Annotated in this window: 13 protein-coding genes and 1 CRISPR repeat array; of the genes, 12 read left to right on the forward strand and 1 reads right to left on the reverse strand. The window is 53.5% G+C overall.

The annotated features are described in order from the left end of the window. Positions 1 to 314: 314 nt before the first annotated feature. The 9 genes from AC0QKW_RS16300 to cas2 all read left to right on the forward strand — a co-directional run bounded on the left by AC0QKW_RS16300 (position 315) and on the right by cas2 (position 10,112). Positions 315 to 3,011, forward strand: coding sequence for a CRISPR-associated protein Csc3 (locus AC0QKW_RS16300; RefSeq protein ID WP_473152140.1), 2,697 nt, complete (start codon positions 315 to 317; stop codon positions 3,009 to 3,011). An 11-nt stretch (positions 3,012 to 3,022) separates the two neighbouring features. Then, positions 3,023 to 4,030: a type I-D CRISPR-associated protein Cas7/Csc2 gene (gene cas7d / locus AC0QKW_RS16305; RefSeq protein ID WP_473152141.1), complete on the forward strand. Its 1,008-nt coding sequence runs from the start codon at positions 3,023 to 3,025 to the stop codon at positions 4,028 to 4,030. A gap of 3 nt (positions 4,031 to 4,033) precedes the next feature. Beyond that, positions 4,034 to 4,819 carry a type I-D CRISPR-associated protein Cas5/Csc1 gene (gene cas5d, locus AC0QKW_RS16310; protein ID WP_473152142.1) on the forward strand — a complete coding sequence of 262 codons (786 nt, stop codon included), beginning with the start codon at positions 4,034 to 4,036 and terminating at the stop codon, positions 4,817 to 4,819. Next, a complete protein-coding gene (gene cas3, locus AC0QKW_RS16315) occupies positions 4,812 to 7,100 on the forward strand; it encodes a type I-D CRISPR-associated helicase Cas3' (RefSeq protein ID WP_473152143.1) in 2,289 nt (762 codons plus the stop codon). Before cas5d ends, cas3 begins: the two co-directional genes overlap by 8 nt. A gap of 2 nt (positions 7,101 to 7,102) precedes the next feature. Continuing rightward, positions 7,103 to 7,999 (forward strand): CRISPR-associated endoribonuclease Cas6, encoded by an 897-nt coding sequence (cas6, locus tag AC0QKW_RS16320; protein ID WP_473152144.1) that lies wholly within the window; start codon positions 7,103 to 7,105, stop codon positions 7,997 to 7,999. 76 nt (positions 8,000 to 8,075) lie between these two features. Further along, the gene (locus AC0QKW_RS16325; RefSeq protein WP_473152145.1) at positions 8,076 to 8,231 is read left to right on the forward strand and encodes a hypothetical protein; all 156 of its coding nucleotides are present in this window, start codon (positions 8,076 to 8,078) and stop codon (positions 8,229 to 8,231) included. Next, positions 8,224 to 8,817, forward strand: a complete 594-nt coding sequence (cas4, locus tag AC0QKW_RS16330) for a CRISPR-associated protein Cas4 (RefSeq protein WP_473152146.1) — start codon at positions 8,224 to 8,226, stop codon at positions 8,815 to 8,817. Before AC0QKW_RS16325 ends, cas4 begins: the two co-directional genes overlap by 8 nt. Positions 8,818 to 8,834: 17 nt before the next feature. Next, complete coding sequence (gene cas1d, locus AC0QKW_RS16335) at positions 8,835 to 9,836, forward strand: type I-D CRISPR-associated endonuclease Cas1d (protein WP_473152147.1); 1,002 nt, start codon at positions 8,835 to 8,837, stop codon at positions 9,834 to 9,836. A gap of 3 nt (positions 9,837 to 9,839) precedes the next feature. Continuing rightward, positions 9,840 to 10,112 (forward strand): CRISPR-associated endonuclease Cas2, encoded by a 273-nt coding sequence (gene cas2 / locus AC0QKW_RS16340; protein WP_473152148.1) that lies wholly within the window; start codon positions 9,840 to 9,842, stop codon positions 10,110 to 10,112. 256 nt (positions 10,113 to 10,368) lie between these two features. Then, a CRISPR array of direct repeats spans positions 10,369 to 16,788; the repeat unit is 37 nt; unit sequence GCTCTAACCGACCCCAAGCCCTCTCAGGGATTGAAAC. A 99-nt stretch (positions 16,789 to 16,887) separates the two neighbouring features. Here cas2 and AC0QKW_RS16345 read toward each other — a convergent pair. Further along, the gene (locus AC0QKW_RS16345; RefSeq protein WP_473152149.1) at positions 16,888 to 17,334 is read right to left on the reverse strand and encodes a hypothetical protein; all 447 of its coding nucleotides are present in this window, start codon (positions 17,332 to 17,334) and stop codon (positions 16,888 to 16,890) included. A gap of 105 nt (positions 17,335 to 17,439) precedes the next feature. Between AC0QKW_RS16345 and AC0QKW_RS16350 the strand changes: the two genes are divergently transcribed. The 3 genes from AC0QKW_RS16350 to AC0QKW_RS16360 form a co-directional block, all read left to right on the forward strand. Then, on the forward strand, positions 17,440 to 18,081 hold the full coding sequence (locus AC0QKW_RS16350) for a hypothetical protein (RefSeq protein WP_473152150.1): 642 nt from the start codon (positions 17,440 to 17,442) through the stop codon (positions 18,079 to 18,081). Positions 18,082 to 18,139: 58 nt separating this feature from the next. Then, positions 18,140 to 19,570, forward strand: a complete 1,431-nt coding sequence (locus AC0QKW_RS16355) for a hypothetical protein (protein WP_473152151.1) — start codon at positions 18,140 to 18,142, stop codon at positions 19,568 to 19,570. 398 nt (positions 19,571 to 19,968) lie between these two features. After that, the coding region (locus AC0QKW_RS16360) for a transposase (protein ID WP_473152152.1) at positions 19,969 to 20,572 on the forward strand (604 nt) is incomplete at its 3' end.

Consider the following 20,572-nt stretch of genomic DNA (forward strand, 5'->3'; position numbering starts at 1 on the left):
ATAGAAAAGACAATTTCTGTGTCGCTTTGTCTTATGTGTCGGATTTTAGGTAGTGGCACAGGAAGTAATTTAGGAGGGTTAGGGAGATGACGAGGATAGAGAAGCTAGCGCAGGTGTTGGGAGATGGCCAATGGCACTCGACGTCAGAGATGGTAGAGCAGGTGGGTCATCGGTTTTCGGCTGCACTGCATCGGGCTAAGAAAAAAGGATGGCAGGTGGAGAAGCGACGGGCAGTTGAGCAGATGTTTGAGTATCGATTGGTTACGAAATGAAAATAACCAGGCTATAGGGAGCGCAAGCTAAGGACAGATTTTATGTTTAAGCAACGACGCCTGCTCAAGCAGGAATCCCATACTGTAGATGAAGAATATTTCACCACAGTACGCCCCAATCTGTATAAGCTACATAGCGAACATGCTCAGTATGGAAGTCGTCAAGGACGGAGCCTAGCAGAGCACCTTGATTCAGCTTGTCAGTTTGTTCTTACCGTCAGCAAGCTTGCTAAAGTCCCGGATGATAAGCGAGCACTCATCCTGGCTGCAACAGCGGTTCACGATCTCAATAAGCTAGACCCAAGGGAACGAAATGTAAAAACCTTGGCCCGCGATAGCGCCTTTCTCAAAGAACAACTGGAAAGGACTGGCGTAGCTGACTGGGTAAAAACTGACGAAGACCTAGAGCTAGTGCGCCGCCTGATTGAGCGACATTCCGGGCACAATGCCAGTGATGGCATGCGCTTTCTGCCCGAAGATCCCAACATCAAGCGCTGGGCTGCAATGCTTATTGGTGGTGACCTGTACGACCTGGGTATCCCTGAAGAGCAGCGTATTCGTAAGGTTGAAAACGAGTTAACGGTTGCCCTACAGAAGGATACTCGCTTTTTCAAGGTGGGGTTAGCAGAAGACCGAGGTTATCTAACCGCTCTACTTTTAGCAGCTTGTGAAGAGATTCTACATGAGCGGGGGCTGGCAACTTTGTCTATCGATCCAGATGGGCAGCTTTTTATTGGAGAACGCTTCCCCAAAGAGGATTTGACCATAGTGATCGCCCAAAAGTGGCACCGTAAAATTAATCAAGTTTTCAGTGGCAACGTTGAACAACTGGTTAAAGCTAGCAAAGACGGTATCAAAGTTGACCCGCAAGCCGTACAGCAGAACCCTGATGCTGCCATTGATCAGGTAGATGCTTTACTGGTCAAAAAATTTAGTGGCTATAAGCCAGATAAGGTTGTCCAAGATGTTCAAAAGTATGGCAACGATGCTGGAGATACAGCGATAGCAGCAGCGGCTGAGATGGGCTTGCTACCCATCTCTAGTGCTGAAGAATTTGCTGTTTCAGAAGGGCTCAAAGCCGCTTATCTCAGCTATCGGGAGGCAGCTCTTAGCCCCAAAGATGCATGGGATCGCATTGCTGAAAAAGTTGAGTTTACGCCCGATCAACGAATAGCCCTAGAACCTTTTAATGCCCAGTACGGGCGGTGTCTGTTTGCTGCCAAAGCTGTACCTCGCGGACAAGAGGCGATCGCCCCCCTTCTGAGAGACTCGTTCCAGCTACGACAAACCGAAGACACCTCCGTCCCCCAATCGCTAATAGATGCTGTCGCCCAGTTGCTGAATTTTGCTCATCCCTCCACCTGGCAAGGTTTTTCTGAACTCACCAGCTACATCGAGGCCAATCCTCGCCTGCGCTGTTCCCTGGGGCCAACGTCAACAGCTCCAGTGGATGAGTTGATTTCCGCCAAAATGCCCCCCGAGACAAAAGTACAGTCGTTCTCAAATCGGCTACCGGGTGGCATGAGTGCAGAACCCAAACGTCGAGGCAATGCACTGTCAGCCCTGGGGTATCAACTGCTTACAGTTGGGGCTAATTTCCCAAGAGCTAGTAAGCAAGCTCCCTTATACCTGCATTTTGCTTTACCTAAGGGGTCTAGCCTTGAACTCCAGCGTATCTGGAAGCAGTTTCTCCAGCGCACTGCTGAGACTAATGAAGACGGCACCGTTACCGTTGATGAGCTACAGCTTTATCGAGACAATCAGCTTGTGTTTAAGACGCATAAAGTCGTTGGGCTTGCCTTACCCAAACGGCCTGAATTCATTCACTCTACCGTCACAATCCCCGTACTCTGGGGCGATGTAAATAACTCGTTGGCATTACTCAAGTCTTTGCGACTAGCGCTTGAGATGGCTCTAGCTCTAGATATTGGGTTCCCCTTTGTGCTCAGTGCCAACCTGGAAATTGAGGCTGGCTGGGATATTTTTGGGCGGGTAGAGGGCATTCCATCCACTCTTCAGCCCCTTTTAGGCTCAGGGCAATACCCTCGGGAAGGCAATCTTAAACAAGAGCGCCACCAGCAGGTAACTGCCGAAGCCGTATTAGAGCGTTTGCGATGTCTAGGCCAATTGTCAGTAGCCGTAGCCAGTCTCCCGAAAAAAGATGATTGCTTGTACGACCTAGCTAGGTCTGCCGCTCGCCCCTTGGAGCTGTACCACGTCCTCCTGCGCTGGTTGTTGCGAGAGCAGGATGATCCTAACTTGGAGGCTACCTGGACTCGGATTAAAGAACCTTTAACCATCCTTTTGGAGAGTTTGATGTCAGAAGAACATGATCGTGTTTCGCGCTACCTCAAGCAGGCAGCCCACATTGCAGAGGTCGGCAAGCTGCGCGGCAGCTCGTTCCGCCGCACTGCTCAGGCTGAACCTTTTTCAGAGTTCATCAAGGCCATTCGCGCCCGGAAGTCGCATATGGATTGGGATACCGTCTTTGCTGCTCTGGTGCAGCAATACCACAACCGTCTTGATCGCATTCGAGAGCATGGGGTTGGTGCCACCAAGTACGAGCAAATTTCTCAGTACTACAGCGTCCTAAAAGAGCTGTTTGTAGAGGTTTATAACTCTCGTCCCGACCGGCTCTTGAGTGACAGCAAGACGCTAGAAGCCGCCTACCTCTTTTTCCTTCAGGAAGCCCGCAAAGAGCTAAAGGCCCAAACTGAACAACAATCCGCACAAGCTTAGGAGCAACCACAATGTCTATTGAAAAACTACAACCTTTTCTCGCCACCAACTACGAAAACTTCCCCAAGGGCCGCACCATTGGCGCTGTAGTGCTGCGAACTACTCAGTCAGAAACCATCTTCCGTACCGAGGGCACTGGGGAGCCCATGTGCAGCGAGTATGTGCAAGCTGGGGTATCGAATCCAGATACCATTCCCCGCCTGGTAATGACCAAGCGTAAGCAAATTGCCCCAGAGCGGCGCAAAGGGCGCGAATTTTTGCGGGTTCACGAACTCCTGTACCCCGATCCCAAAGGCAACTCTATATGTTCTCTCAACACCAACGCCCCTTGTGAAATGTGTGTTGACTGCTTTCTCTATGGCTTTGCCGCTGGCGGTGAAGGCGCGCAGAAAAGCCGAGTGTGGACAGAGGATGCCTTTAGCGTGCTGCCCTCTACAGAACTGATTGGCGATCGCACCATCAATGCCATTTTTGAAACGGGCACCATGCGAGACGAAGAAGGTAAGGCCTCCACCGCCCTCAACACCAGCGAATATATCAAACCAGGGGTTCACTTTCTCGATATTGTCACCTTCAAAGATGTAACCGCCGACGAGCTTCGCTACGCCCTGGGTAATATTCTGTTGACTACCCGCTATGGCGCTGTCTCCAGTCGGGTTGGCCGCATGGAGAACCAAATACTGGGCATCTTTGGCGGCATTGCCGAACTTCCCAGTTCTCTGGAACTGGTGCAAGGCATCCATGACAAGCTAGCGACCAACCAGCGAGAACACCCCCTCAACACTGGTGTATTGGTTTCAGCGACCCAAGATGTGATCTCCACCTGGACAAGTAAGCGAGGTATTTCAGTGCAGCTTTCGGCTACAGAACTAGACGAGTTGATCGCTGATGTGGACCGTCATCTTTCAATCGGCGACCAAGCCTCTTTCCTGAAACGGCTGAGTGAATCCTACGAGCCGATGCGTAAGGTCAAGGCTGCATCAAAGAAAAAAGGCAAAGGTAAAGAGCAGGAGGCTTAAGCTATGACCCAAGTTGAGCTAGAGCTTCAAACTACCCCGCCACCCTATAAAACAGCTCAACTGATAGAGCTATGGTGCGCTGAACCTGTCTTCTTTGCCTCCAGAGAACTATCCGACACTTATTACACCGAGGGCACCATCGGGAACTATGCCCTAGCTTATGCTCTGGGCTGGGCGCGATCGCCCTACCGGCTGCTAGGGGAAGCCACTGGGCGACCCACTTATCTCGAAGACCTCACCCCTTTGGCGGGCCAGCGCTATATTCTCCCAGCTTGGCCCGTAGACACCTCAGCCTCGTTTCGCTTTGAGCGATTTAATGCTCTGTCAGACTCCTACTGGTACGCAATGACCAACAACCGGGTGGCCATTGCCAGAGAAGACCTGCCCCTAAAGCGCACAGGCAAGAAACCAAATACCTTTCGACCCAGCAATTTCCCGCAAACAGGTCGCCTACGAATGATTGAGCGGGGCAACCGCTTTCAAACCATTGTCTTTGGCGATGGCGAACTACCTGAATACATTCGGGTCGGTAAGTTTATGAGCAAAGTCAAGGTTGAAATCGTGAAAACGGTTGGTGTCACTGCCCAACCCCCAGGGGAGTACAACTGCCATGCCTACCTTAACTCAGCGGATCTCCCCTCTGGTCTGGGCCTCTTAAGTTTTGACCTGATCTCCATCCCCCCTGCCTCATTGCTCAAAAATCTGCGCTTTAGCGGATCTGCTTGGCAAGTAGGCGACTATACCCTCCCAGCCAACCTAGAATTTTGCGGAGGACGCAACCGTGAGTAACCTTAAAATCCAGCTCGAACCCCGCAGCATCGCCACCTGTACTAGTCCAGATCTTCCGGATGAGCTGCTGAATGCCTTTGAACATGGTGTTCTGCAACACCAAGCTGAAGTCTACGAAGCCGCTAAGACCCACGATATCGTTCTTGACTTAGCTCCTACTGGCACAGGTAAGACTAAGGCTGGCTTGAGTGTTATTTCTCATAATCGCGATCGCAATGCCATTTACATCGCCCCTACCAATGCTCTAATTGAACAGCAAACTGAAGCCGCCCAAAAGTTTGTTGATGCTGCGAGACTTCCTCATATCGTAGTAGCAGCCTCTGCTAAACAGGTTAGAGAATGGCCTGACGATAGAGTAGGACAACGTCCCGGGGAAAAGATCTATAACCTATTAAGAGAACCTGCAACGATTTTTCCTGAGCATGGTGGTTGCCCCTTACTCTTAGTCACAAATCCCGACATCTTTTACTATGCAGCATTCTTTCAATATGGCTCGAAAGATAGAAGCAACATCGCTAGTGAGTTTTACGGCAGCTTTTCGACCATTATCTTTGATGAGTTTCATCTCTACGATGCCAAGCAGCTAGTTAGCTTACTTTTTTACTTGGCTTTATCTCAGGTCTTTAAGTATTTTGAACATGGCCGCAAAATAGTCCTTTTGACGGCGACTCCTGAACCTGCCTGTGAAGCAGCGCTGGCTCTTCTGGAGAAGGAAGGAGCCAAAATCAAAAAGATAGATGGACAAAGCAGCGAGAGTCATCAAATACCCTCACAAACGTCAGTCAACCTGGAGATTCGTAAACAGATAGACAAAGAAAGCTTAATTGTTGAAATAACTGCCGAGGTGATAAATCGGCTTCAGAGTCAGCCTGATCAATACGGAGCTGTCATATTAGATTCTAAAGATACACTTAATCGTATTGTAGATCAGCTCAGAGATAAAATTGGCGAACACTACTTTGGACGCATTATTGGTAATACTCCAAAAGAACAACGTCATTCAGCAGCCCAAAAGCAAGTGATTTTGGCGACTAGCACTGTTGATGTAGGCTTTAACTTTGAGCGAGATATTGAAACGGAACGTCAGAACTTAGACTGGCTCATTTTCTCGTCATGCGATCGTTTTTCGTTTTGGCAGCGAATTGGTCGTGTGGGGCGAGTGCTGGGCAAGTCTGTCACGCATATTACTTCAGATGCGATCGCCTATCTCCCAGAACAGGCATGGGAACAAGGCATCTTAGATCTCCCTGTTGATGCTGGCCGCACTGGATTACAGCAAAAACTCGAAACTCTAGTTTGCCTCAAACGTCCCTTCTTGGATATTTACTGGCGCTCAGAAGCCTTTCTAGAAATTGCTAAACCACTTCTTGAGTTAGAGACTCAGCTAGAGGGGCTGCCTCAAGCGAGCCTTATTACTGATTTGTACAGAGTGCTTCAGGAAGTTTTGCAAGGTAAGCGAGACTGGGATTTTCACAAGAAGCGAATGAGAATGTTAAATGGAGCAGAAAATCTTGCTAAATCATCATTAGAAAAAGTCCAAAAAGAATGGAAGTATATCAAAGGTGGTCAAAGTTGCCTCATGAGTTTCCTCAGAACCTGCTGCCCAGAAGACTACGAAGATATTCAGGCGGGTCGTGATTCTATTAGTTCAGTGGAATCTCTTCTAAAGAAGGATTCTGAGTTGGCAGAAGAACTCCGCAGTTATGCCAAAATTCTTCATATAAGTTATAGCCCTTTATTCCGCTTTAGAGACAGTCTTTTTGAAAATATCAAGATTCAAGATCCTCATAAGTTTCTGTTGGATGAAGCGGGAGAAACCATCATTGATCCCATACACCTGCTAAGGTTCTATGAATTTGAATCAGATGGAAGTCATATTATTGCTGTCGGTAGAGCAGAGCAAGTCTACTCCCTAGCATTTTCTCTCTATGTCGATAGCCTGGAGGAATTTGAAAATAACTACCTTTGCAGATTGTTTGCTTTTGAAAACTGCTCTATTAAACGCATGATTGGTGGTGCGACTCGCCCTACAGCCTTAATCAAAGAAATCGAGAAGCAGCTAATCCCAGGTGTTATCGTCAAAGAACATACTAAAAATCGTTGGGCAATTATTAAGCTACGGAAGCAAGGGCTAGAGTGCTATCCCATTTATGTTTCTGGATCCGACAGCTTAAAGCCTAGAGAATATTTGTTCTTTCCAAGTCTTTCCGGCATCCTTGCCATAGCCGCTGCAGGTGTATCTCTACAAAGTCCTGACAACGAAGAATTTTGGGTCGCCTAGCCATGCCACATAGCCTTGTCCTCAACATCCTCCCTGAATCCCCCATACCTCCCGGCTTCACGACCGGCAAACACCTCCACGCCCTCTTCCTCAGCCTAGTTAGTTCGGTGGATATGGCCATGGGGAACCAACTCCACGCGAACGAAGGTAACAAATCCTTTACCCTCAGTCCGTTGCAGCTTGTTCGCAGCCACAGGCCACAGCTACGGAGCAAGCCCGATCGCTCCACTGAACTAGCGTCAAGCTCTATGCAATGGCAATACCACCAGCCTGTCTCCCCCGGCACCCCCTGCTGGTGGCGTATCTCACTGCTCGATGATCGCCTCTTTGGCCAACTCAGTCAGCTCTGGCTCAACATCAACCCCAACCAACCCTGGCACCTGGGGCCAGCCGACCTGCACATCACCAGCATTCTAGGCACCCCCCAGAGCATGCAGCCTTGGGCCAACTTCTGCAATTACCAACAGCTTCACAACCAGGCTTCCGAAACAGACCGCAAGCTTACCCTCCAGTTCTACACCCCCACCGCCTTTCGCCAGGGTAAATATGATTCCGCCATGCCTATCCCTGCCAGTGTCTTCGGCAGCCTGCTCCGTCGCTGGAACCACCATAGCGGCCTTGAGTTTTCCCCAGACATTATCAACGCCGTCCAACCCAGCTACTTTGATATTCGTACTGAGGTAGCCCAAGATCCCCGCACCCAGTTTCAGCATACCGGGGCCAGGGTCAACCCCGCCAACAAGTTCATGGGCTGCGTTGGCAAAGTCACCTTCCAAATTCTCGGCAACCTTGATCGCGACACCATAAAGCAACTCAACACCCTGGCCGATTTTGCCCTCTATGCCGGGGTGGGGCGTAAAACCCCTATGGGCATGGGTATGGCCCGTCGAGTGACCTAGCTACCCCTAAATTTCAGCTTTGTTAGCCCTTTGTAGTAAGGGCACAAGTCCGCTTGCCATTTTTAGGAGTTCCGCCGTGGAAATTTTCATCATGCTTGGGGTTGTGCTCTACTGCTTCACCCGCGATGTCTTCAGCAAGCCGCCCCCCAAATCAGTAGAAGAACAGCTCGGTGAATCTATCACTAAATACCTCAGCAAAGGCGTCAAGGTGAGGACTAAAACTGATGACTGAAGCTGACTACATCCCCATCGCAGCCCTGAACCAGTACGCTTACTGCCCTCATCGCTGCTGGCGTATGTTCTGCGCTGGGGAGTTCATCGACAATCAATACACCCTTGAAGGCACCGGCCTACATGATCGAGTCCACACCCTAGGCAGCAACCATCGAGAAGAAACCTGGCAAGTGAGGGCTATTTGGCTCAAGAGCGATCGCTACGGCCTAATCGGCAAATCTGATCTGATCGAAGAAACCGGTGGCCAACTCTTCCCAGTGGAGTACAAACGAGGCCACCGGGGCGAATTCGACAACGACGAACTTCAAGTCTGCGCCCAGGCGCTCTGTCTGGAAGATATGACCGGCACCACCATTACCCAAGGCTTTGTCTACTACGCCCAGTCGCACCAGCGGCAGGCGGTAGAGATTTCGTCAGCGCTGAGGGAGTATGCGATCGCAACTATCACCGCCGTTCAAACCCTTCTCCACACTGGCGCTATGCCGCCCCCGATTTATACCAAGCGCTGTCGAGGCTGTAGCCTCTACGCCCAATGCCTGCCCCAAGCGGCTACCAAAGTAAGCCGCTACAAAGAAACCCTTTAAGGAGTCTCTAAATCGCCATGGGAACCGTCTATATCTCCACCGACGATGCCTTTATAGGCAAAACTGACGAGCGCTTGCGGGTGCGTGCCCAAAAAGAAACTCTGCTGGATGTACCCCTGATTAAAGTCGATGGGGTTGTTATCCTAGGCCGAGCTACAGTCTCCCCCGCTGCTCTAATTGAGTTACTAGAGCGCAAGATCCCCCTCAGCTTTATGACCGGCACCGGGCGATTTTTGGGGCGGCTAGAGCCCGAGCTGAATAAAAACATCTTTGTGCGATCGGCCCAGTGGCAGGCCGCAGGTGAAACCGAGCGTTCTATCCATGCTGTGCAGGGTTTCATTCGCGGCAAGCTGAAGAACTACCGCACCATGTTACTGCGATCGCAGCGAGAGGGTATCGACGGCCTAGAACCGGGCATCACTCGCCTAGAACAAGCTATTAACCCCATTAACCAAACCTCTATCATTGATGCCCTACGGGGGTTAGAAGGGGCTGGTAGCGCTGCCTACTTTGGCCACTTTGATCGCCTCATACGCAATAGTGACTTTAGCTTCAAAACCCGCTGTCGTCGCCCGCCCACTGACCCAGTCAATTCTCTTCTAAGCTTTGGCTACGCCTTGCTTACCCATGACATTCAAGGCGCGATCAACATTGTCGGCTTTGACCCTTACCTAGGCTATCTTCACACCCAGCGCTACGGTCGGCCCTCCCTGGCCCTCGATTTGATGGAAGAGTTTCGCCCTCTGGTGGTAGACGCCATGGTGCTCTCGGCCATCAACCGCAAGGCGCTAACCCCCGATGATTTTTCTAGTGAACCTGTCAGCTATACGGTATCGCTTACAGATGACGGTCGCCGCAAATTTCTAAGGCTTTACGAGCAAAAGAAGCAGTCAAAATTTAAGCATCCCGTCATGGGTCGCCAATGCACCTATCAAGAAGCCTTTGAGATTCAGGCTCGCCTGCTGGCTAAATACCTAATGGCTGAGACAGAGCAGTACCCACCGCTAGTTCTAAAGTGAGCCATGCACGTTGTCATCACCTACGATATTTCTGAAGACAAACGCCGCACTAAAATTCATAAGGTGCTGTCGTCCTATGGGCAGTGGATGCAGTTCAGTGTGTTTGAATGTAGCCTGACCGCTACTCAGTACACCAAGTTGCGCAATCGTCTTAACAAGCTTATCAAGCCTGAAGAAGACAGCATTAGGCTTTACTTCCTGTGCGAATGCTGTCAGCCAAAGGTGGAGCGGATTGGCGGTGAAGCGGTGCGAGATGAAACCATATTTTTTGCCTGAGGGGCTGGCGCGAGTGAGTAGGTGTTGGGGTTTAATCGCTCCTTATCTTTGCTCAAAATGCCGTCCCCCAGCCAAGTTTAGGCATTATTCTTTCCAATACGATCCGCGCAATGCCTATATCCCTTGAGCTGAGACGGTTTCAAGATTTTAGCTACAGCGCTAAAAACCCATTTTTAATGTCGAGGATGATAAAATCGGCATATCCGCGCTTTCGAACCTTGAAAACCAAATACTGTAAGGTTTTCAGATGCCCGCCGCTCTAACCGACCCCAAGCCCTCTCAGGGATTGAAACAGAGTGATAGCATCGTTGGCCTTGAAGCCAGCCTCGCTCTAACCGACCCCAAGCCCTCTCAGGGATTGAAACGTGCTGCAACTAATGCGTCAGCGTGCTTAACGGCGCTCTAACCGACCCCAAGCCCTCTCAGGGATTGAAACGAGCTGCGCGGCAATGCCCTCGCTGATGATTTGGGGCTCTAACCGACCCCAAGCCCTCTCAGGGATTGAAACTTACACCTGATCCCGACAGCAACGATTGATCCAGGCTCTAACCGACCCCAAGCCCTCTCAGGGATTGAAACGTCTTTCGCCCCCCGCTGAATACCACGCTACCGAGCTCTAACCGACCCCAAGCCCTCTCAGGGATTGAAACGCTGGTGCCGGGGTTGGTGGTGGAAGGGTGCGATTGCTCTAACCGACCCCAAGCCCTCTCAGGGATTGAAACCTACTGAGGCATTGGCAATCGTCTGGAATGCCCGGCTCTAACCGACCCCAAGCCCTCTCAGGGATTGAAACAAACAGTTCGCTTGCAGCGATCCGAAAAACATCCCGCTCTAACCGACCCCAAGCCCTCTCAGGGATTGAAACGAAGCTCACCCTCACCTGGGCGGTGACTGGCCCGGCTCTAACCGACCCCAAGCCCTCTCAGGGATTGAAACACCCCAGTGGCCCACGCATCCGCCATCGCCTGCATCGCTCTAACCGACCCCAAGCCCTCTCAGGGATTGAAACAGAAGTTGAGGCATATAACCAAGCCGTTAACCGTGGCTCTAACCGACCCCAAGCCCTCTCAGGGATTGAAACATAGCGGGCGCGGATTACGCCCTGTGCAGTGGCCCGCTCTAACCGACCCCAAGCCCTCTCAGGGATTGAAACATCGACTGGTTCATTTGCAGATACCGGAACCTTCGCTCTAACCGACCCCAAGCCCTCTCAGGGATTGAAACAGGTCAGCCAGTCGGGCTGTGCTGAGGGGTGTAACGCTCTAACCGACCCCAAGCCCTCTCAGGGATTGAAACATTGATGGCGCTGACGGGCAGCAGTCATTGAATGTGGCTCTAACCGACCCCAAGCCCTCTCAGGGATTGAAACAACTCTGTAGTACCGGGGCATCCCCGCAGATAGCGGGCTCTAACCGACCCCAAGCCCTCTCAGGGATTGAAACAAGGCTGGCTAGGATGGCTCCCCATATGGGGGTAGCTCTAACCGACCCCAAGCCCTCTCAGGGATTGAAACGTACTTTGGCCCGGTCACATCCCAGCGGCGGCGGGGGCTCTAACCGACCCCAAGCCCTCTCAGGGATTGAAACCACTGAGCATCAGTGCTTTCGGCTGGCTCAAGTGGCTCTAACCGACCCCAAGCCCTCTCAGGGATTGAAACGTGCTGCTGGTGCTGGCGTGGGCTTATGCGGTGGGCTCTAACCGACCCCAAGCCCTCTCAGGGATTGAAACGTCTACGGCGATCGCTCAACTGCCGAGTGTTGCCCGCTCTAACCGACCCCAAGCCCTCTCAGGGATTGAAACAAAACTATTTGGAGGTGCACCCTAATGCCTATCTAGCTCTAACCGACCCCAAGCCCTCTCAGGGATTGAAACAAATACCGAAAGGGCGATCGCGGTGGGCAGTCTGGGCTCTAACCGACCCCAAGCCCTCTCAGGGATTGAAACGTGCCCAGCGTCAACTGATCTATTGTGCCAGTGTGCTCTAACCGACCCCAAGCCCTCTCAGGGATTGAAACAGAGTTGCCAACCTGGTACAAGGCGACCATGGCGGGCGCTCTAACCGACCCCAAGCCCTCTCAGGGATTGAAACGGAGATGTGCACCTATCAGCCAGGCCAGGACTCGCGCTCTAACCGACCCCAAGCCCTCTCAGGGATTGAAACGCCTACGCCTTGGCAGATACCTGATGGGTGGGCCGCTCTAACCGACCCCAAGCCCTCTCAGGGATTGAAACAGCAGCGGTGGGCACTAGCTCAGAGCTTGCGCTGGGCTCTAACCGACCCCAAGCCCTCTCAGGGATTGAAACCGGCTTCCTCAATGAGGCTGACGCGCTGCGGTTCGCTCTAACCGACCCCAAGCCCTCTCAGGGATTGAAACAGATTGGGCCGAGATGAGGGAACTGCACCTGGTGGCTCTAACCGACCCCAAGCCCTCTCAGGGATTGAAACATTGTTTAAGGCGACTGCGATAGCGGGTGACGGGGCTCTAACCGACCCCAAGCCCTCTCAGGGATTGAAACTCTCAAAATAGTAGGGACTTGCCAGGGCCATATAGGCTCTAACCGACCCCAAGCCCTCTCAGGGATTGAAACTTTGATGATCGGCACAATGTCGATCAGGTCTTTCGCTCTAACCGACCCCAAGCCCTCTCAGGGATTGAAACCACTCGCGATCGCACTGCTCTAGAAACCCGTCCCAAGCTCTAACCGACCCCAAGCCCTCTCAGGGATTGAAACAGTTTGTCGCGATCGCTCGGTTCAAACTGGCCGGATGCTCTAACCGACCCCAAGCCCTCTCAGGGATTGAAACAGGCCACACCTGGGAGGTCATGAACAGCTCATCTAGCTCTAACCGACCCCAAGCCCTCTCAGGGATTGAAACAATGCGGGGCATCCCTGCCCGGTAGCGGCTCACCGCTCTAACCGACCCCAAGCCCTCTCAGGGATTGAAACGCCACAACACAGGGCAAGCCGTGGGATGAGGCAGGCTCTAACCGACCCCAAGCCCTCTCAGGGATTGAAACGAGGGTGGCCGTGGTTTTGATCAGCCCCGTTTCGGCTCTAACCGACCCCAAGCCCTCTCAGGGATTGAAACAGAGTACTTTGGGCCTCTGATTAATCATGTTCTTGGCTCTAACCGACCCCAAGCCCTCTCAGGGATTGAAACTAGCGCAGCCCCATCTAGTCGGATGCCGCGAGTAAGCTCTAACCGACCCCAAGCCCTCTCAGGGATTGAAACATATCCGCTGGGGGCTCTAGGACTGACCTGGGTGGCTCTAACCGACCCCAAGCCCTCTCAGGGATTGAAACTCGTCGTTGTACCGGCTCTCTTTGGTAGTGGTGAGCTCTAACCGACCCCAAGCCCTCTCAGGGATTGAAACAACCAGTCCCATATCTTGGGCGACCTGTCTTTGAGGCTCTAACCGACCCCAAGCCCTCTCAGGGATTGAAACACAGCTTTATTTCACGGCTGCGGCAGGGGCATGCGCTCTAACCGACCCCAAGCCCTCTCAGGGATTGAAACTACTGCAATCCGGCGCTTTAGAGTTCCGCGATCGCGCTCTAACCGACCCCAAGCCCTCTCAGGGATTGAAACGTGTTACCTGGCCCGCAAGTGGAAGTGGCACCTCGCTCTAACCGACCCCAAGCCCTCTCAGGGATTGAAACATGGTGAACCGCTCATGGCGATCGCGCTCGTCAGGCTCTAACCGACCCCAAGCCCTCTCAGGGATTGAAACGCGGCGGGCCTCAACATCCCCGTAGAGCTGACTACGCTCTAACCGACCCCAAGCCCTCTCAGGGATTGAAACTAATTTACCTTAGGCCCATCGCCCCTATCCAGTAGCTCTAACCGACCCCAAGCCCTCTCAGGGATTGAAACTCGCAGGGCACTGACTTCCAGGCGGGCGTTGTCACGCTCTAACCGACCCCAAGCCCTCTCAGGGATTGAAACAATTGCGGGGCTAAGCAGTGAAGTATTCCGAGAGGCTCTAACCGACCCCAAGCCCTCTCAGGGATTGAAACGAAATTGCCAACCTAGCTAGCACCTCAAATGTAGGCTCTAACCGACCCCAAGCCCTCTCAGGGATTGAAACATCAATGGTGTAGAGGGTGGTGGTTTTGCTCAGGGGCTCTAACCGACCCCAAGCCCTCTCAGGGATTGAAACGCCGTGGGTGCATCGCCAAACAGAGATAGTGCGGCGCTCTAACCGACCCCAAGCCCTCTCAGGGATTGAAACCTCAATGCGTTGCCGCCAGCCTTGCCTAGCAGCGCGCTCTAACCGACCCCAAGCCCTCTCAGGGATTGAAACAAACCGTCAAGCCTATTCGGCGATGCAGCCCCCGGCTCTAACCGACCCCAAGCCCTCTCAGGGATTGAAACACAACCACCGCCAACAGATCACTAACCTGTAGACGCTCTAACCGACCCCAAGCCCTCTCAGGGATTGAAACAGCGACCCCGGCCCCTGGAATACCTTGGCCCCGCGCTCTAACCGACCCCAAGCCCTCTCAGGGATTGAAACAGGCAAGTCGATGTTGGTTGCTATTGCCTCTAGCGCTCTAACCGACCCCAAGCCCTCTCAGGGATTGAAACTGGTATGACGGCCAACACAGCCGCACTGATAGAGGCTCTAACCGACCCCAAGCCCTCTCAGGGATTGAAACAGTAGCGCAGTCGGCGGGGCAGTGGTCGGCGGGGGCTCTAACCGACCCCAAGCCCTCTCAGGGATTGAAACACTAACCTGTAGGCGCTGGGTAAAATCAGGGAAAGCTCTAACCGACCCCAAGCCCTCTCAGGGATTGAAACCAAAAAACTGAACGACCTGACTGGGGGCATATTCCGCTCTAACCGACCCCAAGCCCTCTCAGGGATTGAAACAGGTTGGTCGCCACCATCTTGGGGGCGACGGCCCGCTCTAACCGACCCCAAGCCCTCTCAGGGATTGAAACACCCGCAAATCAAAGGATGCGGATCTGATGTTTGGCTCTAACCGACCCCAAGCCCTCTCAGGGATTGAAACAGTTGGGGGAGGCGTTGAACCTTCCCCGTGAGCCGCTCTAACCGACCCCAAGCCCTCTCAGGGATTGAAACACCGCCCAGCTAATCCTGAGCGATGGGGTGAACACGCTCTAACCGACCCCAAGCCCTCTCAGGGATTGAAACAGTTTCAGTAGGTTTGGCCGGATTTCTGTTAGTTGCTCTAACCGACCCCAAGCCCTCTCAGGGATTGAAACTGCTCTGTCGTGCCTGTGGCTGCTGTGGGTGCCAGGCTCTAACCGACCCCAAGCCCTCTCAGGGATTGAAACAGGGAGCGGCGAAATAACAAGTTTGGATTGTCGCGCTCTAACCGACCCCAAGCCCTCTCAGGGATTGAAACAATGCCCTTAAATGCTTCTAGCCGAGTCTCTAGCTCGCTCTAACCGACCCCAAGCCCTCTCAGGGATTGAAACACGTCGACCGGCAGGGTCTCAGGCTTTATCAGCTTGCTCTAACCGACCCCAAGCCCTCTCAGGGATTGAAACACTGCATCAGGGGGCAGCATCGTTTTTCAGTATGCGCTCTAACCGACCCCAAGCCCTCTCAGGGATTGAAACAATGGCTAGCCATTGGCTAGGTGATTCACTTATAGCTCTAACCGACCCCAAGCCCTCTCAGGGATTGAAACGCCAGCGTGGCCAGTACAACGCAGATAACCGTAGCGCTCTAACCGACCCCAAGCCCTCTCAGGGATTGAAACGATGTAACCGCGCCCGCCCTTTTTGCGATCCATGTGCTCTAACCGACCCCAAGCCCTCTCAGGGATTGAAACCAGCCGGTGCATTCCTGGTTGATGGGGTACGCTGCGCTCTAACCGACCCCAAGCCCTCTCAGGGATTGAAACGAATCGTCTTTGATCTGGCCGTTGACTTTCTCCGGGCTCTAACCGACCCCAAGCCCTCTCAGGGATTGAAACATTAAATCCCTTCTGTTTCTTGGCATCATTAGCCGCTCTAACCGACCCCAAGCCCTCTCAGGGATTGAAACAGCAGCGGAGCAACAGTTACCCCAGCCCATGCCGGGCTCTAACCGACCCCAAGCCCTCTCAGGGATTGAAACATCAAGGAAAAGTGGACAGCCCGCCGACTGATGAGGCTCTAACCGACCCCAAGCCCTCTCAGGGATTGAAACAGGCTCACAGCAAGTTTTAGGGCGATATGCAGCAGCGCTCTAACCGACCCCAAGCCCTCTCAGGGATTGAAACAAGCTGAAGCTGGGGCAGGTAATTGGTATCCCAGTAGTCGGCTCTAACCGACCCCAAGCCCTCTCAGGGATTGAAACGCCGATTACGACTGGCCCTCCACCGATGCCCCGACGCTCTAACCGACCCCAAGCCCTCTCAGGGATTGAAACCTATTGGATAAAATCAGGGTGGCGATTAGGATTTGGCTCTAACCGACCCCAAGCCCTCTCAGGGATTGAAACATCAAAATTACGACCGAATGCAAAGTAGAGGCCACGCTCTAACCGACCCCAAGCCCTCTCAGGGATTGAAACGTAGGCCTCAGCGGTGCCGGTGGCATCCTCGCAGGCTCTAACCGACCCCAAGCCCTCTCAGGGATTGAAACGATCATGCTGCGCATGCTCTACGCCGACAATGAGACGCTCTAACCGACCCCAAGCCCTCTCAGGGATTGAAACGGCGATTGCAAAGTCCATTGTCATTCGCCAGCCTCACCCTCCTGCCACATCCCAACCGCCGCATCCTTGGCCCGGTGTTCAGCTGTCACCATCACCAACTCATTGGGGCAGACTTGCACCGTGTCCTCTACAGTGGCCATGCCATCCAAGACCATCTGGCCTATTGACGTGAACCTCTTCAGTACCCCCGGTGACCACAAACACCTCAGTCACTAGATAACCTGCCGAGTCACGCCCCACCGGCACCACCCCCACAGCTCCCTCAGTGCTCTCGGCTAGTAGCTGCTTGAGGTGGTCGAGACTTTCCTGGCCTAGCGGGTCATTGGGCGGTAAGCCACCAATACCAAAGAGAATAGCCCTTTCCATGCGATCGCCCTGGGTCAGCCCTAGGGTCTGATCGTCCTCCACCTGTGCGACGGCCCAGTATTCGGTCTGCTGGTCAGCAAAGCGCTGGGTTTCACCCCGCTGCACCACATTGCCTACCGCGCACCCCGTAAGACCACTGAGACAGAAGGCCAAAACAGGCCATAGTTTCACCATTTTCATTGATGCAATCCCATAGTGTGCCGGACGTGGATCCTGGCTTTGAAAAAGTACCGTTAAACCAGTGTTCCCGGTAGTCCACTCGATGGAGGTTTGCAGTTAGTTGATATGAAAAGACGTAAATTTCTCGCTATGACTGGGATGGGGCTGTTGGCGGCGGCAGCGATCGCCCCCTTTGCCTCGGCCCAGGTGTTCAACAGCAACACCGTTTACAAAGTAACCCGTTCCAATGGCTCGGAGCAGGTGATCGTGGCCAACCGCAGCCCTGGAGAGCGGCTTACCATGACCTATCCTGGTGCGACCTCCTCCCGTCGAGTGACCGCCAACGGCTGTGGTTTGGTACTACTACGGGACAGTGCCTCTAACGCTTTGTCCAATCTGGTATCTGTGGATGGAGCCACCATTGACCAAGCGGCATTGCCCACCCAACTGCTGCCCAGATGCGTCGATGGCAACCTGGAAGAAGCACGGGCCACAAACTTTAAGACCGGCGCAGGCGAGGTGGTGATTGTCAAAACACCCAATACAGTCTACGAGGCAGTTTACGCCGGGGGCCGCACCCGGAACGTAACCGCCAACGCCTGTGGATTTGCGGCGATCAACGGCACCAGCACGATCCCTTGGGAGGATGCGGCCAACCAAACCTTTGAGATTGGTGGCACCACCTATGACCTCAACACATTGCCAGAGGCGAACCCAGAACCTCTTTGCCGTAGTGGGCAGCTCTACATGCCCGCTGGCTGGCCGTAAAAACGTTTTCCTCACACACACGCTGATACCAGCCTCTCGATAGAGAGGCTTTTTTATTATGAAACTCTCCTCCATTCCCCTATTGATGCTGCTGGCTGCCCCGCTAATGGGCTCTCAAGGTCATGTGTACCGTGATAGTGAGGGGGCCATTTCCGTCTATAAGTTACCGCCTAATGCCCAGGTACAGGTGGGCCTCGACACTGCGCCCAGCCGCAACCTCACCTCGACCAAGTGCGGGTTTCTAGTCGTGACTTCCTCCGCCAACTACCCGACTGCCAGCGTTCAAGTTGATGGGGCTGTGATCAACCCCGCTAACCTGCAAAGACGCATTCGACCCAACTGTCGGCAAAAGGCTGATGGCTCCTACGCCCTCGATGAAGAACGGCCCAACCACTTCACCACTGAGGGCGGCGACCTGGTGATCGTCGGCAAGTTGCCCGATACTCGCTACACCATCACTTATCCGGGCCAGCTCCGCATTCTGAACCGACGAACCAATAGCTGTGGTTTCCTGCGTATCCGTGAGACCAATAGCATCAACTTCAACCAGAGCATCCTGCTGCCCACCAAATCGACCAACACCTATGCCGAGTTTCTGATCAACCAAATTCCCCAGACCACGCCCCTGGAGTGCTATCGAGGTAACTTGTACCTGCCTCAGCCCTGGACTGACATCTTTGCTCAGGCGATCGCTGGCAGTGAGGTAGCAGCAGATCTAGTTGCTTCAGCCCGCAGCCTCCCCAGTGCCCTGGCTCCTGGTGGTGCCGGTGGGGGTGAAAGCGGCGACTCGGGCGGTGGTGCCGGGGGCGGCAGCGGTTCTGGCGGTGCTGGGAATGACCCAGGTAGTGGTGACTCGGGTGGTTCTGGTGACCCTGGCGGCTCTGGCAGTTCCGGTGGTGACTCTGGCAGTGGAGATGGTTCAGATGGCTCTGGTGGAGGTTCTGGCTCGCCCAGCATGTACGATTTCACCCTGGCCACCTATAACCCCACGATCCACGACTTCAACGGCGATGGATTGGTGGACGATTCAACGGGCGACGGCATTCCCAATGACCGGGATAGCGATGGTTTCCCCGACGGACCATGGGGGCCGAGTGACTTTCCAAACTCAGCTGGGCCTGGGTTTACGATTCCTCCAAATGCTACTTTCTGTTACGGCTACAACGGCAACATCGTTATTTCGTCCTGGAGCTTCCAACGGAATAGGGACTACTGGCTACGTGCAGCTGATGGTAATTACCCCATCTCTAACAAAAATGTGCAGGGTAATGCGTCTTACGGCTCTACCTCTGATGCGCCAACTATTCGATTTCCCGGCGATTGGCGATCATCTAATTTCAGCCACTACTTTGAGGGTGTCGAACGCGGGTTTTCCCTTGCTTCGGATGAGTGGATGGAAACCTATTTGTTCTCGCTCCTGTTTGCGGATGGCAGCTCGTGCCTAACGCCCCCTTGGTTCACGAATCCTCCTAGCTGGATTACGTTCTAGACGTTGCCTGCTCTAGCTTGCCTCAGCTCAACCAGGTTGTTGAGCTGAGTTTTTTAGACCAATCACGGTGAACTGCTTTGACTCGTTGGTGGCGGCTTAGGCTCAATGCCTATCTCTAAAATTAGTAATTGGCCAGTAGGAAGGATCAACGAACGACCATGAACCCTCAAATCGTGATCAGAAACGAGACGGAAGCCGACACTGATGTCATAGCTGAAGTGACAATCTCAGCCTTCAAGCTGACTGCCTGACAGAAGTGGGTGAAAGGCTTGAAACCTCGTGACGCGAGGGGGAAAAGGTGAGGTGACATGAGACGCTGAAATTTGCGTATCTCAGGGTCTGTACCATGTCAGCCACCACCTGTCTCTATGATCAAGTGCTGTCCTTGCTGCGATCAAGTGCTGTCCTTGCTGCGTCAATATAGCCATCGCCGGGATCTGCGGCACCTCAAGGCGCTGGCCTGGATGGTGACCGCCTTGGTGTGCAGCAGCACGTTGAGCCTACCGGAATGGGAGTCGTATGTGCCGAGTCGTGCCCGCCAAGCGCAAAGCACCGAACGACGATGGCAGCGCTTTATGGGCAATCGTCGAGTGCGGATCAAAAGTCTGTACGTGCCTCTGGTCTTGGCGGCTATCCATCGGTGGAAGGGACGGCGGCTCTACCTGGCGCTGGATACGACGGTCTTGTGGAATCGTTACTGCATGATTCACCTGTCGGTGACCTGTTGCGGACGAGCGGTGCCGCTGCTGTGGCGGGTGTTGGAGCATTCCAGTGCCACGGTCAGCACAGAGCGGTATTTGCCCATGCTTAGGTTGGCCCATCGGCTGTTGCAGTCCCACCGTGATGTCATGCTGTTAGCCGACCGAGGGTTTGCCAACCATGACCTACTCGAGTGGCTGAGCCAGAGTCGCTGGCACTATTGTTTACGCTTGCCCAGGGATGTGGTGGTGCATGGCCCCCGTCGTCATCCCATTGAAGTGGGCTATCTCTGGCCCCCCAAGG

This window comes from Pseudanabaena sp. PCC 9330, from assembly GCF_055795045.1.